Below are 13,806 nucleotides of genomic sequence, written 5' to 3' on the forward strand. Positions count from 1 at the left end.
CGCCGGCGACCTGGACGGAGATCCAGCCGTACCGGGCGACGCCCAGTTCGGGGATGGACTCGCGCAGCTCGTCGGCGGAGATGCCGCACCGCGGCGTGGGGCACGGCGCGGTGGCCGGGCCCTGGAGGGTCAGCATGCTGCCCAGCCGCCGGCGCTCGGTGTCGGTGAGCCCCACGATGGCGGGCACGCCGGCGGGCGTGCGCATCGGCACCTCCGCCGGCGTCCCGTCCGCGACGCCCGGGTGCAACGTCACCCGCTGCTCCCAGGTCATGCGCACAACGTCGGGCCCGGCGGGCACGCACGCGCTGCACACGTCGACCATCAGGTCGTTGGCCACCCACACGCAGCCGCCCTCACACGCCGCCGCTTCGGTGCAGCCGCACAACCGGCACCGCGCCACGGCGTCGTCGGCGGTGCGGGTGGACTCGCCCCCGGTGGGGGTGTCCTTCCCGGCCTCCGTACGCCACCGGCCGTAGAGCTGGGTGAGGGCCTGGTGGCAGCTACGCGCGTCGGTGAACCCGCACTCGTGCTCCGACAGCAGCCGCTCGACGTCGTCGGCGGCGCCGGCCAGCGCCCCGGCGTACGAGGCGCGGGCAATGCCCGCGGCCTCCTCCGGGTCGGTCAGCCGCTGCTCGTCGGCCAGGATGGTCACCACGGCGGCGACCAGATCGAACGAGGCGTCCCGGTGGTCAAGGAGCTTCTTCCGGACGGGTCCGATCGCGCGGAACGCCACCGGCGGCAGCTCGACCGCGACCGCGGGCCGCATCGTCGCGGGGGGTCGCGGGGTAATGTCGTCAGGCATCGGCCTGCCTTTCGTAGGGAGGTGGGTCGGAGACCGTCCCGGGGTTGGGGAATCGCGGGGCGGTCTCGCCGTGTGTGCGTGGGTCAGCGCTTAGGGCGGCGGTCCGGGGGCGAGCAGTCGCCGGCGACGATCTGCCGGATCTGCGGCGCGTTCCACTTCCAGAACCGGCCGTCGCGGACGGCCGGGATACGGCCGGCGCGCGCGGCGCGCTTCATCCACTGAGCCGTGCGGCCGACGTACCTGCCTGCCGCCTCGGCGTCGTACAACAGGTCCTCGCGCAGCGGCGGCAGGGCCGTCGCCTTCCTGGGCCGAGTTGGACGCCTGATGTGCACGCGGGGGTGTGCACGGGGTCGACGCTTCGCCCGGAGTTGGTCGACGTTGCTCATGGCGTGCTCTTGGAAGCAGCCGCCGAGGTCTTCACCGGCATCCGGCGGGGCTTGATCCCGTCGGTGATGTCGTTGATCTCGCAGTCCAGCAGCTCGGCCGTCTTGCGGTGGAAGTTGGGGCCTCCGTTGTCGTGGCCCAGTTCGATCTGGCTGACGTAGTTGGGGTGGTATCCGACGGCGTCGGCGAACTCGCGGATCGTGAGCCCTGCCAGAAGGCGCCGTTCGCGGATCGCCGCCCCGTTGCTCTTGAGCGACATGGCAACACCCTGACAGAATCCCTAGTGATTCACAAGCTATTGGTGAGGAATCACTAGCGATTTCCTAGTATCCCCTGGTCAGAGCCTTGTCAGTGCCTAGCCTTTTCCTAGGTTTTCTGTCAGGGTGTTGACCCGTGACTACACCCGGCGATCCCCGCGTGGTCGGGCAGGCGCTTCGCGCCCGGCGCGAAGAACTCGACCTGACGCAGGCCAAGCTGGCTGCCCGCATCCCTGCCGAGTCATCGACTGTGAGCCTCACCGAGCGCGGGAAGACGGTGATTCAGCGTGGGAAGCGGTCGGCCTGGGAGCGTGAACTCAGGCTGAAACCAGGGACAATCAGCCGGGCCTACAACACCGGGTCCACCATCGAGGCCATCGAGGCGGACCAGGCCCAGGCCGACCCCGCCATGCCTGACCCGAATGATCGGCGGGAGGTGGCCATGTGGCAGATGGCTCTCTCTGAAGACGACCGACGAGACATGATCAGGCTCTATCGTCTCGGCCTTGAGCACGAGCGGGAGCAGGGCGGCGAGCGGGAGCAGGGCGGCGAAGGCCGACGCCTCGCGTAGGGGGGCGGACGAGGGAGGGCGGCATGGCGTACGGGGAGAAGCGCGGCCGCGGTGAGTACCCGTGGCGGTCCCGGTACAGGAGGCCGGACGGGACGCTGGGCAGTGAGCCCGGGTTCCGTACGCGGAAGGCAGCGGAGGACTGGGGCGAGGACCAGGAGGCCCAGATTCGCGCCGGCACCTGGCGCGACCCCGAGCTACAGCGCACACCGTTCGGCGAGTTCGCGCGCAAGTTCATGGCGGCGCGGCAGCGGCGGAGCCGGACCATGGGCACCCGGTGGGACCTGCTGGAGCAGCACATCCTGCCGAAGTGGGAGCACACGCCGCTGCTCGCGGTCACCTGGTTCGACGTCGACGCCTGGCAGTTGCGGCTCGACGTCGACGACTCCAAACGGGGCCACGTCGTCAGCCTGATGTCCACGATCATGACGGCGGCCGTCGATGCGCAGTACCTGCTCGTCAACCCTCTGTTCGGCCGGCGCCGCACCGCCCAGCCGCTCAGCCTGTCCGCCAGCACCCCGCGCAAGAGCGAGGAGGAGAAGGCGCACCGGCCCGAGGAGGTCCTGCGGGTGGCCGAGCGCCTCGGGCCCGCGTACGGGCTGCGCGTAATCACGACGGCCTGGACCGGGCTCAACATGGGCGAGGGCACGGGCCTGCACCGGGACAACGCGCTGCTCACCCGCCGCCAGCCGTACGACGGCGGGGTGTTCACCTGCCGGGTGCTGCGCATCGTGCAGGAGGTCTCAGAGGGTGAGCACCGCTCCGAGACCGGGGCCAAGCTGGGCACGCGGCTGGAGCTGGAGCCGCTCAAGAACGAATACCGAATACGCGACCTGGACCTGCCGCCGTTCCTGGATCGGCTGTGGGCCTACCACCTGGCGGACTGGCCGCACCCGTGGCCGCTGTCGACGCCGAGCGGGAAGTGGATCCGCCGCAGCAACTGGGGAAGGACCCTGCGGCCGGCCGCCGATGGGGCGCCGGCGCGCGGGCGGGGCCACGGGGTCCCCGACCGGGAGGCGTGGGAGCCGATAGCGCCGGGCATGACGCTGCGGTCCCTGCGGCACACACACGACACGTGGCAGGACGAGGTGGGGGTGCGGCCGCCGCTCGCCTACGAACAGGCGGGGCACCGCATGCCGGGGATCAAGGGCGTGTACCAGCACCCCACGGCGCCGATGCGCATCGCCCGGCTGGAGGCCCTGCAGGAGCTGTACGACCAGGCGATGGCGACGTTGGGGTGGCGCACGATGTGGGGCCGGGTTGACCTGGTGAAACCGGCGCCTCAAGATCTGCTCCCATTTCCCTCCCAGTTGATCTCTCTCCGGGCTCGGGACGATCGTCGGCGGTGGCAACGGGGCAGCTCAGAGGTGGGGTGACCAGGCCGCGGGTCTGGTTCGACACCCGCTCTCCTAAAGCGGGTGTCGCAGGTTCGAATCCTGCCGGGGGCACAAGATCACACTCCGCGTTTTTGCAGGTCAGGTCCTGCGTTGGCCGTACCTTTGGAGGTACCGATGGCCCCGTAAGGATTCAGCCACCCTCGGGAGCCGCCCCTCGTCTTCAACGTGCCTGCAGATGGCATAGCCGCAGGTGAAAGGCCATCCCCAGCGGCCTGGACCCACGTCAGAGGGCTGGCGCAGGTTCGAACCATACGGGGGTGCCGGGAGCAAGCACCTCCGTCACGCTTGCGATACGACCCTTCAGGGGATGCCGTATCCCGGCGTCGCGGCGACCGGTTTCCCGCCGCAACCACGCCCGTCCTCGGTCTTTCCTTGGTCAGCCAGCCAGGCCAGCACCCTGACCATCGGCCGAAGCTGGCGTTGCTGCACCGCTGCGGCGTCGGTCCCGTCCCCTACTGCCGCTTCGCATCGGACGGCGAGACCCACACCCTGCGTGATCTGGCATGACGCGTCAGCCGTGACCGCGGTTGGAAGGATGATCCTGCATACTGCTTCGCCGGTTCGCGCGTCGTAGCGCACTGTCAGACGCAGGGCGTCGAAGAGGGACCGGGACAGTTCGTCCGGCAGGCCCGACAGCTGGGCTGAGGTCACGGGAACCTGGCTGAGCGGTACATGAGCTTTCTGCCGATACTGATCATGGTGGCCTTCCTCGTTCAGCTCGGCGGCAAGCTGCTGCTGGAGGGTGTGCTGCTGCACACGCAACTCGGCATGACGCTCCGCGATCTCATGAAGGAGGCTCGGATCGGGACGGTCAAGAAGCTCCAGGCCCCGGACCAGACGTCGGCTCCGGGCGGCATGGTCCGCGACGGCCGCCCGCAACGACGCCACTCGCTGTTGCCGTTCCTGTTGCGGCTGCCCATCGACCACTTCCGCATACTCATCTAGCAGTTGACGCCGTGCCGGGCTGAAGACGTGAGTGCACAGAAAATTTGCGAGGTGCTCAAGGAGCGCGTCCTCACGCATCCAGATGCTCGGCGGATGCCCTTCGGGCCGGTATTCCGCCTTGGGCGCACAGACGTAGTAGGTGCTCCGTCTGCTGGGCTTGCCGTGTATACGTCGGCCGCACAGGGCGCAGAAGACGTAGCCGCGCAGCCGGTAGACGCGTTTGGTCTGCGGGTGGCTGTTCGGGCCGGATGCGCGACGCGAGCCCTGTCGGCGCTCGGCCACCTTCTGTGCCCGCACGAACGTCTCCAGATCCACCAGCGCCGCATGCGCGGGGGTGGGGGACCACACCCACTCCTCCACCGAGTTGAGGCGGTTTCGGCCCGCCGCCTTGCGGGCCCGCCGGTTCCACACCATGTGCCCGGTGTACTTCGGGTTCGTCAGCACCTCCCGGACACTGGAACCGGTCCAGCGCCCCGCAGCCCGCTCAGTGTCCACCGGCGTGGGCGGCGGATTGACCCACAAGTCGCTGTTCAGCTTCTCCGCGATCTGCCTGTAGCTCAGCTCCTCCGCCACCCGCCAGGCAAAGCACTTGGACACCACGGGCCCCTCCACTGGATGGGACTCCAGCAGCGTCTTCTTCATCCCCTTGGCCCGGCGTGCCGGCACCGGATGCGCCACTTTCAGGGCGCGGTAGCCGTAGCAGGGCTTGCCCACGTTGTAGCCCTGCTCTGCGTGGGTCTCGAAGCCCGCCCAGGACTTCTCCAGCAATTCGGTGACGTACCACTCCGCCACTCCCTGTTTCACCCGGCGGACCAACACCTCCGTGGCGTTCCGGCCCCTGCGGCCACCTTCGGCGACCCGGATCGGCTCGTCCGCCGCCCACAGCACCACCCCCGCCTGCTCCAGCCGGTGCTCGAACTCTGTGGCGAGATACGTGCGTCTGGCGATCCTGTCGATCGACTCACAGATGACGACATCGAACCGCCTATCCGGCCGGTTCGCCTCCCACAGCAGAGCCCCAAGACCACCATCCCGCGGCACCGGGATCACCATCCGCTCATGAGCAGACCCACCACCACGGTCGCCGAGAGCCATACGCCCCGACTCCACGTCATAGAAGTGCGCGGTAATGACCGCACCCTCCGGCAGAACCCGTTGACACACCCGCAGCTGCCTCGGCAACGACAACGTCGGATCCTGCTGATCACACGTCGACGTCCGCCCCACCCACGCCACCAAAGCCACCCCCGACCCCACGGGCTCATCATGGCTGCGCCGTGGTCCCGCTCTGTCGATACGCCGCGAGGCAGCCCACGCCTGGATCGCCTCCGGACTACCCACCCACCGCCACCTCCTCACCATCCGACCCCAAGCCCGCCCGCGGGAAATCCTGACTTTCTCGCTGCTCAGGCCTGACATGAGTAGTCAGCGCGGCGTGCGGAACGCCTTGGCAACGAGACCGCCCACACCAAGCACCAACGAGGCACCGGCATCTACCACCCGCTACTGCAACTCTTGGCTACCTGACCCACGAGGAAACCGCCTCAAGCGAGTGACATTGGCCAGCCGGTCAGCTCCCGCACCCCGGTCAGCTCGGCGACCTGGTAACGTCTCGCCGTCTTCGTAGGTGATCTCGTGCGGCTGTCCGTCCTGCCGCAGCGCGGTGTTCCACACGCTCTCGGGCAGCAGCGCGATGGCGGCCTCGTCGGCGGCGTGGATGCCCAGCCCGTCACCCACCGCACCCAGCGCCGCCTGGTGGAAAGCTGCTGCAGACGCTCCAGCAGACCGTGGCTGAAGGCCGCGCCGTCGATCCGGACCAGCAGCTTCGACCAGGCAGGCAGCGGCAGTTGGGCCAGCGCCAGGCGCAGCACACTCTTGTGGTCGGCGACATCGTTGGCGGCGGCGTTGCCCGGCCGCAGCAGCAGCGCCACGCACTCGGCCGTGTTGGCCACCCACGCGCCCAGCGGATGGTGCCCGAACGACCCCCTGAACGTGCCGGCCGCGCCTTCCTTCCTGCTGGTGCAGGTCACGAGGGTGGCGTCCAGGTCCAGCACATACCAGCCGCGCAGGATCCGCCCACACACGCTGATCCAAGAGAAGCCGCCGGGACGCAGCCGCAGCCGCATCCACACCCCGCGGCGTATCACCGCGCGCACCCGCTGCACCCGGGCCGCGACCGGTGTCGATCGCTTCCAGGGTGCGGCGCAGGGTGCTGTCCGAGACCGGCAGCGGAAACAGGCGCCGCCAGTGCTGCTAGATACGCTCGGCCTCCAGCACCGTCCGGGCGCCGAGCACGATCGCGCAGGCCAGTTGCACCAGGGCCACGCCCCGATCCCGCCAGCCCGGTCCCACCCCTTGCCGCAGTGCGGCAGTCAGCGCCGCCGTCAGCCCCACCCGGTCGGCGACCTTCCGCAACAGCACGACCCCTGCGTGGCCGACGAGGTTCTTATCGTCGGCACGCACGACGAGCCGCTGGTCCTACCCACTGCCCTTCACCCTCAGGGTGTGCCCCTCACTCAGCGACGTTCTTGATCTCAGCAATCCAGATCATCGCAGGTGGAGGGCACCCCTCTGCTGTCGGGGAGTCACATCCGGGCTATGGCAAGGGTGTAGCTGAATTCACAAGGTCAATGCGTGGTGTCGTGCAGGCTGACGTCTCGTGATCCCTGCGGTATGCCAGATGGTGAGGTACGCGCAAGGATGTCGGCGGGCTGATGACGCGAGGTTCCATCCATCCACGCCGCAGCCACTCAAGTGACCTGCAGGACTGAAGGGGTTGACGATGCCTAGCGGGTCGTGGCAGCCTTGCTTCCGCAGGATGCCACTTGTGGCTCCTTAAGCCCTCCTTCTCTTGAGAAGTGGGGCTCTTTTTTGGCCCACACGGCCCTCGGTCACCCGGGGGCCTTCTGCATTTCTGGAGGCTCCCGCCATGTCCGCTCCCACCCTTGGCACCGTGCTCGGCATGCCGATCTCGTTGGCCTTGTGCGCGGTCGCTGTGCTGACGGCCGTCCTGTTGGTGGTCGCGGCCGTGGCCTGGGCCGTCCTGCGCCGAACTCCAGCCGCTGACCTACCTATCGCGTTGCTGGGACTGGCGCACATCATCTCCGCCTTGAGCGGCCTACTGCCGTGGGGGCGACCAGCGCAGCCTCCAGCGCTGCCCCAGGTGCCCGCCCCCGACCCACCGGAGCCAGAGGCGCCGAGCTTAGTGATGTTGGTCCGCGCTCAGGCTGAGGACCCACAACGGCTGCGCGGCGGGACCCGCGACGTGCGAGATCACTGACTTGGCACTCAGCATCAAGATCAATTACGCAAACCCGCGCAGCGGGTCGAGGTCACCCGAAAGGAACGATACCCTCAAAAAGGCCAGACCGCCCCATACGCAGGAAACCCCACATGACACCCATCGAAGTTGATCATGCGCTGCACTCACGCCGCACGCCGTAGCGGATCTTGTCAGAGGTGCCGCATATGGTTGCATTTGATGTCCCGCCCGGGCGCATTTTATGCGCGCAAGACCTGCCAACGAGGTGAGTTGTTGATTTCGACACCCATCATCGGTTCCTTCGTCCGTGCCGCAGAAGGACCCGGAGTCGGCAAGATCGCCGCAGTGGATGCCGGTCGGCTCCAGATCAACTACTTCGAGTCGGTCGCCCGCCCGATAGTGGAGTCACACTGGGTGCCGACGGCGGACTGCCAGGCAGTGATGTTGGAGCACGAGGACCGAGTTTGGTGGCGGAGGCCGACGGACAACGCCTGGAGCACCGGGCGAGTCGTCGGTGTGCAGGAGCGCGGTTACTCCTACTTCGTCCGCTTCCCGAACAGCGAGTTCGACTTCCCCGTACTCGCGCGTGACCTCTACATCCGCTGGGACCAGCCGGACCAGGGACCCGTCGCAAACCTCGCGGTCAAAGGCGGGGTCTCCTCGCCGTATCGGGATGCCCGGCTCCCGATGCTCGCTAGCGTCCTGGCGCAGCGATCGGCAAGCGCCGGGCTGACCGGACTGTTGTCCTCGGCAATCGAGTACTACCCACACCAGGTCGAGGCCGTACTGACGATCCTGACTGATCCCGTCCAACGCTACTTGCTCGCAGACGAAGTGGGGCTCGGGAAGACGGTCGAAGCTGGAGCAGTTGTAAGGCAGACGCTTATCGACAACCCAAATGCCAAGGTGATCGTTGTCGCGCCGGAAGCTCTGCGGCGACAGTGGCAACGGGAGTTAAGGACGAAGTTCTTCATCGACGACTTTCCAAAAGCTAGAATCGTCATCTCCTCGCACACGACTCCTGGGAGGTGGGCCAATTACCACGGAGGCGATCTGTTGATCGTGGACGAGGCGCACGAGTTGGTTCAGGTAGAGGATCCAAACGAGTCGCCCTACCGTGAACTCGCAGCCCTCGCCGTATCGTCAGATCGACTACTACTTCTGTCCGCCACGCCGGTGACTTCTCGCTACCTGACGAACCTGGGGCTGCTCCACCTACTCGATCCCGACCTGTACCGGTGGGACCAGCAGGAAGAGTTCGAGCAGCGCTACGAGCGCCGCGCGGAACTCGCGCGGGCCGTATATGCTCTCGACCCCGACTTCATCTACTCGATCCGTGGCGCGATGGATGAGGTAGCAGAACTCATCCCACCGCAGGACACGAGGTTCCGGGACCTCTCCGCGGCCGTACTGGGCATGCTCACCGAGGACGACGAGTTGCGCGAACTAGGGATGGAAACGGACTTCGCCTACCGTGTCCGCGAAGTCCGCGAACACATCAGCGAGACCTACCGCCTCCATCGACGCGTGATCCGCAACCGCCGGGCCTTCGTGCTCGTCGATGACTCGGACGCGGAGTCGGAGTCGTACGCCGTGCGGGGCCGTCAGACTCCGCAGGCACTCGTCGCATCGACGGGCCCACTCATGCTCGCACAGGAGACCCTCGCCTCGTGGCGGGCAACCGTGTCGGACACGCTGCTGGACATTGGCCAGGAGGATCGGATCGCCTCCTACAGCATGGCCCTCGCGGTCCTCGCGTCGCGGGCCACGGCCACGCCCGACGACCTGCTGGACGCGCTCCGATGGCGCCTGTACCAGGACGAAGAGGCCGCCACCCGCGCCGCGCTCACCGAGCAGGAACGCCGGTACTTGACACACCCCCAGGTCCTACCCGAAGAGCAGGGCATCCTCGACTCCGCGGTCTCCACGTACGCCTCCGGCGACCGAAGCTTCGTGGGTGCAGTGCTCGCAGCCATGCTCCCTGGGCTACGCCAGAAGAGGCGGATTGTCGTATTCTGCGGACCCGGCAGACTTGCCTCCGACCTGGCCGCGGCCATGAAGCAGCGCTTCGGTGACAGGGCGCTCATCGCAGCCCACACGCGGCAGGTCACGTCCGCTGACGCTGAACAAGCCATCACAAGTTGGCGGAGTCACCGGGAGCCGGCTGTGCTGCTCGTAGACGACAGTGCCGAGGATGGCCTGAACCTTCAGGTCGCCGACAGTGTCGTCCATCTCCGCTTGCCCTGGTCACCGAACCAACTTGAACAGCGGATGGGGAGGGTTGACCGGTACAGAGGTGCCGAGTCCGTCCACCTCGCGGAACCGGCTGCCCAGTATCGCCTGGCGGTCGATGAGACCGCTGAGAGCGACATCACCGATGCGTGGGCCGAGCTGCTCGACAGGGGCTACGGCCTGTTCACCGGGTCGGTATCCACACTTCAGGATGCGATTGCGGAATCCATCCCGGGCGTGTGGATGGCGGCGATGCAGCAGGGGCCCGAGGGCCTGGTAACCGCCGACATCTCGGTCCGTGAACGGTTAGAAGAAGCCCGCGAAGCCGTCGAGCAGATGGACAGCCTGGAGTCCATCCACCGCGGCACCTCAGGTCTGCGTAACATTCCTGAGGCCCTTTCGAGTCTCGAAGTACAGTGGCCGAAGCTGCGCGACCAGTTCTACGCCTATACGGCCCAGGATAGCGGTGGGATCCGACTGGCACCGGTGCGACGCAATGTCGGCGGGGTCTTGTGTGACGTATTCCCTGTCCATACCGGAAACGCTCACCCTATGTTGTCGCGTCGGCGCTGGTCCGCCCTGAAAGAGGCGGTTCCCACCGTGGAGGTCGCCACCGGGGTCTTCAACCGCTCCACTGCTCTACGGGCTCCAGGTACCCGCCTCTTCCGGCTCGGCAATCCTCTAGTCGACAGCCTGGTGGACGCCGCGGTCGGTGACGACCTCGGGCAGGCAGCAGCGATTTGCCGCGTGGACCGACAGTTCCGCGGCGAGTGGCAGCCGTTCTTCGGCTTCGACTATGTGGTGGAAGCGACCATTGAGCAGGCCGCGGCCCTCGTGGGGGAGAGCCAGGCCGCGTGCCGGGCCCTGCGGCGACAGGCTGATCGGGTCCTTGCCCCGTTCATGCTGCGTGTTTGGGTCCAGGCCGGAACCAAGCACGTGGTGACAGACCAGGAATTGATCACGTGGCTGAACCGGCCGTACGACAAGAGTCAGGGGGACAAGAACTACAATCAGGACCGGGTCGACGAACTCTTCGACATCTTCGGAGGAGCAGACTCCTGCGGCCAGTCTGCAGAGTCTGCCCAGGAAGTCGCACGGAACCACCTCGTGGAAGCAACGGACCTTGAGACCGCTTGTCGGGAAGCGAAGGAGTTGGCCCTCCAGGAGGCCGCCGTGCTCAGCGCCCAGGCCGCAGCTCGCCGGGCTGCCGGCCGCCTCGTCAGCGACGTCGAGGGGCTGGTCACCGACGCCGGTGTCCTCAAAGCCCTCGCGGACGGGCTCGCCCAGCCTTCAATCCAGGTAGTGGCTGCGGCGTGCATCGTACGACGCGGATTGGTTCGGGTCTCGCGTGAGCACTGACGAGTGGGACCAGGCGTATCGCCTCTTTGGCCAGTGGCCCGACGTCACGGTGCCGGACAACGCTTCGGGCACGGTGCGCCGACTGGCAGACGCTCTCGCATCCGTCGGAACCGGTGGGGCAGGCTGGCGGGACATCGCGTCCCTCACGCGGCAACTTCTGGTGCGGAGTCGCCTGCTGGGTAACAACTCACCCCTGCTGGTACCACTGGTGGAAGGATTGCCGTCTCGGGAACAGTGGGAGACCGCCCTCTGCATGGGGGGCATGTACCGGGAGGGGCTGCGTATCTACGCTGAGGATTGGGCCCCGGAGAACGAGGCGGGCCTGACATGGGAGGCTGCCGTTGACCAGGTGTCCTGGGCGGTTCGCGGCGAATGGGCGCCGGACGCCCGGCATGAGCCCGCGCAGGTCGAAGCGGATCCGTTCTGGAAACGAACTCTTGGTCTCCCTTCCTACAGGTCCCTTGGGCAGCGTCAAATCGCCCGCTCCGTCGTCTTGTCACCTCCCGGCAGTACGACCATCGCCTGCCTGCCGACCGGGCATGGCAAGACGCCAGTGGCACTTGCCGCTGCACTGCTCGCCAGCCCTTCGGAAGGGGTCTCCCTACTGGTGGTCCCGACGGTAATCCTCGCCCTCGACATGGAGCGCAGGGTCCGGGAGATGCTGGCGAAGCGCGACCCCGGCGCATGGGTAACGAGGTATGCCTACGTCGGATCGCTGACGGACCAGCAGAAACAGGAGATTCGTGACGCTGTGGCGGCAGGTCGCCGCCCCATCGTCATCGCCTCCCCAGAGGGGGTGAAGCGCGGCCTGCGGAACGCCCTGGACGCCGCGGCAAGCGCCGGCCTGCTCCGCTACCTCGTCATCGACGAGGCCCACCTGGTGGAACAGTGGGGCAACTACTTCCGGAGCGATTTCCAAACGCTTGCCATGCAGCGCCGGGCATGGCTACGCCAGGCTCCGGTCGAGCACGCCGTCCGCACGGTCGCGATGAGCGCGACACTGACTGATCAGCAGGTCAGGACGCTGGAGACGCTCTTTGGCGAGCCTGGGTCCACTGAAGTGCTGTGGGCGTCCGAGTTGCGGCAGGAACCCGCCTACTTCCTGCACAGCTACCCCAATGAGGCATCGCGTCAGGCGGCGGTCCTGGAAGCGGCTACCCTGCTGCCGTCACCTGCCATCGTCTACACCACGAAGAAGGCGGATGCCAATGCCTGGGCGCGACAACTCCAACGGCAAGGCATGCACCGGGTGACGGTGGTCCACGGCGACTCCACCGAGCAGGCGCGACGGGATGCCCTGGAGGGCTGGTCTGGGCGGGATAGCTCAGGGCGAACGATTCCGACGCGGTACGACATTGTCATCGGCACCTCGGCGTTCGGCCTCGGAGTCGACCTGGCCGATGTCCGCACAGTCCTGCATGCCACAGTCCCTGAGACCGTCGACCGCTACTACCAGGAGGTCGGCCGCGGCGGACGGGATGGGAACCCGTGTATCGCATTTCTCGCATCCACTCCCAGCGACCGCTCGTTGGCCGTCAGCCTCAACAAACAGCGTATCCTCACGAGTGAGTTGGCGTGGGACCGATGGCACTCCATGATCATCAATGAGGTCCGCGCCCCCCTGTCCGAGGTACCGATCGGCTTCCATCGCGTTGATCTGCGCACACAGCGGCCCGATGTGCCCGAGGACTCGGAGCGCAATCTTGAGTGGAACATCCGTGTAATCAATCTAATGGCACGTGCGGAGTTGATCGACGTTCGTCCGCCCACTCCCCCAATGAAGGATGAAGCCGAGTCCTGGGAGGTATGGAGCGCGAGACAGCAAGCCTTCTACGAGCGCTCGGAGGGCTACGTCGACTTGCAGTTTCTCGATGGGAATACAAACGACGAGAAGAGTTTCAAGGAAGCAGTCCGGTCCTCCAAACAGGAGATTAAGTCGTCTCAGACGCAATCCCTGGCACGCATGATCAATATCTTGGATCTCAACGCATGTATGGCAGAGGTCCTCTCGGACTACTACACGGTGCGCGTCCGGGCGGGCGAACTCACGACGGCTGTCGCTTGCCGAGGGTGTCCGACCTGCCGGCAGGCTGGCCTACCCGCGGACGGGGCCAGCGCCCTCTACCGCGTGCCCATAACTCCGGATCCCGCTATCGCCCCATGGAAACGCAGCGATGACCCGCTCGAATCTCTGCACAGAGACGGTCCCAGCCTCAGCCTCTTTTGGCGCTCGTACGAGGAGCACGACGACGAGTTGACCCGTCTCCTAGGTCTATTGGCGGCACGCGGAACGGCTTTTTTCGGCGGCCCAGGACTCAGTCTGCCACAGGCCGAGGCCATCCAGGCTGGAGCGGGTCCACATCCAGTAATCTACGACGGGGACGGAAGTTGTGCTCGAGACCACGATGGAACCGTCGTTTGGGTACTGAAACGCGATGCTGAGCACATGGATGAGACGGCACTGGTCAGATACTCCGGCGGCGACCGCCTGTATCTTTTCCATCCAAGTGCGCTTAAGGACTACGACCGCCCTCACATGTTCCTGCAAGACATCCACGCCGCTTCCATCCCTCTGAACCAAGCTCGAAAGGTGTTGTGAC

Annotated in this window: 10 protein-coding genes and 1 tRNA gene; 5 read left to right on the forward strand and 6 right to left on the reverse strand. The window is 66.7% G+C overall.

Annotated features, from left to right (window positions below):
• The 3 genes from H5J30_RS01060 to H5J30_RS01070 all read right to left on the reverse strand — a co-directional run.
• Nucleotides 1–802, reverse strand: an 802-nt coding sequence (locus H5J30_RS01060; protein ID WP_220188409.1) for a hypothetical protein, incomplete at its 3' end; no start/stop codon positions are given.
• An 83-nt stretch (nucleotides 803–885) separates the two neighbouring features.
• Nucleotides 886–1,188: a hypothetical protein gene (locus H5J30_RS01065; RefSeq protein ID WP_181785229.1), complete on the reverse strand. Its 303-nt coding sequence runs from the start codon at nucleotides 1,186–1,188 to the stop codon at nucleotides 886–888.
• Nucleotides 1,185–1,445: a helix-turn-helix domain-containing protein gene (locus tag H5J30_RS01070; RefSeq protein ID WP_181785230.1), complete on the reverse strand. Its 261-nt coding sequence runs from the start codon at nucleotides 1,443–1,445 to the stop codon at nucleotides 1,185–1,187. Before H5J30_RS01070 ends, H5J30_RS01065 begins: the two co-directional genes overlap by 4 nt.
• A gap of 134 nt (nucleotides 1,446–1,579) precedes the next feature.
• Between H5J30_RS01070 and H5J30_RS01075 the strand changes: the two genes are divergently transcribed.
• From H5J30_RS01075 to H5J30_RS01085, 3 genes are all read left to right on the forward strand, one after another.
• A complete protein-coding gene (locus H5J30_RS01075) occupies nucleotides 1,580–2,014 on the forward strand; it encodes a hypothetical protein (protein ID WP_181785231.1) in 435 nt (144 codons plus the stop codon).
• A 23-nt stretch (nucleotides 2,015–2,037) separates the two neighbouring features.
• Nucleotides 2,038–3,387 (forward strand): site-specific integrase, encoded by a 1,350-nt coding sequence (locus tag H5J30_RS01080; RefSeq protein ID WP_258562997.1) that lies wholly within the window; start codon nucleotides 2,038–2,040, stop codon nucleotides 3,385–3,387.
• Between the two features lie 4 nt (nucleotides 3,388–3,391).
• A tRNA-Arg gene (locus tag H5J30_RS01085) sits at nucleotides 3,392–3,459 on the forward strand.
• Nucleotides 3,460–3,708: 249 nt separating this feature from the next.
• On the opposite strand, the gene H5J30_RS01090 is transcribed toward H5J30_RS01085, so the two are convergent.
• The 3 genes from H5J30_RS01090 to H5J30_RS01100 form a co-directional block, all read right to left on the reverse strand.
• On the reverse strand, nucleotides 3,709–5,448 hold the full coding sequence (locus H5J30_RS01090; RefSeq protein WP_181785232.1) for a recombinase family protein: 1,740 nt from the start codon (nucleotides 5,446–5,448) through the stop codon (nucleotides 3,709–3,711).
• Nucleotides 5,449–5,897: 449 nt separating this feature from the next.
• The gene (locus H5J30_RS01095; protein WP_181785233.1) at nucleotides 5,898–6,509 is read right to left on the reverse strand and encodes a transposase; all 612 of its coding nucleotides are present in this window, start codon (nucleotides 6,507–6,509) and stop codon (nucleotides 5,898–5,900) included.
• A 97-nt stretch (nucleotides 6,510–6,606) separates the two neighbouring features.
• The gene (locus tag H5J30_RS01100; RefSeq protein WP_181785234.1) at nucleotides 6,607–6,816 is read right to left on the reverse strand and encodes a hypothetical protein; all 210 of its coding nucleotides are present in this window, start codon (nucleotides 6,814–6,816) and stop codon (nucleotides 6,607–6,609) included.
• Between the two features lie 1,072 nt (nucleotides 6,817–7,888).
• On the opposite strand from H5J30_RS01100, the gene dpdE reads away from it, so the two are divergent.
• Nucleotides 7,889–11,206: a protein DpdE gene (gene dpdE / locus H5J30_RS01105; protein WP_258562998.1), complete on the forward strand. Its 3,318-nt coding sequence runs from the start codon at nucleotides 7,889–7,891 to the stop codon at nucleotides 11,204–11,206.
• Nucleotides 11,196–13,805 carry a protein DpdF gene (dpdF, locus tag H5J30_RS01110; RefSeq protein ID WP_181785235.1) on the forward strand — a complete coding sequence of 870 codons (2,610 nt, stop codon included), beginning with the start codon at nucleotides 11,196–11,198 and terminating at the stop codon, nucleotides 13,803–13,805. The genes dpdE and dpdF overlap by 11 nt, the downstream gene beginning before the upstream one ends.
• Nucleotide 13,806 lies beyond the last annotated feature (1 nt).

This window comes from Streptomyces phytophilus, from assembly GCF_013870535.1.
Lineage (GTDB): Bacteria > Actinomycetota > Actinomycetes > Streptomycetales > Streptomycetaceae > Streptomyces > Streptomyces phytophilus.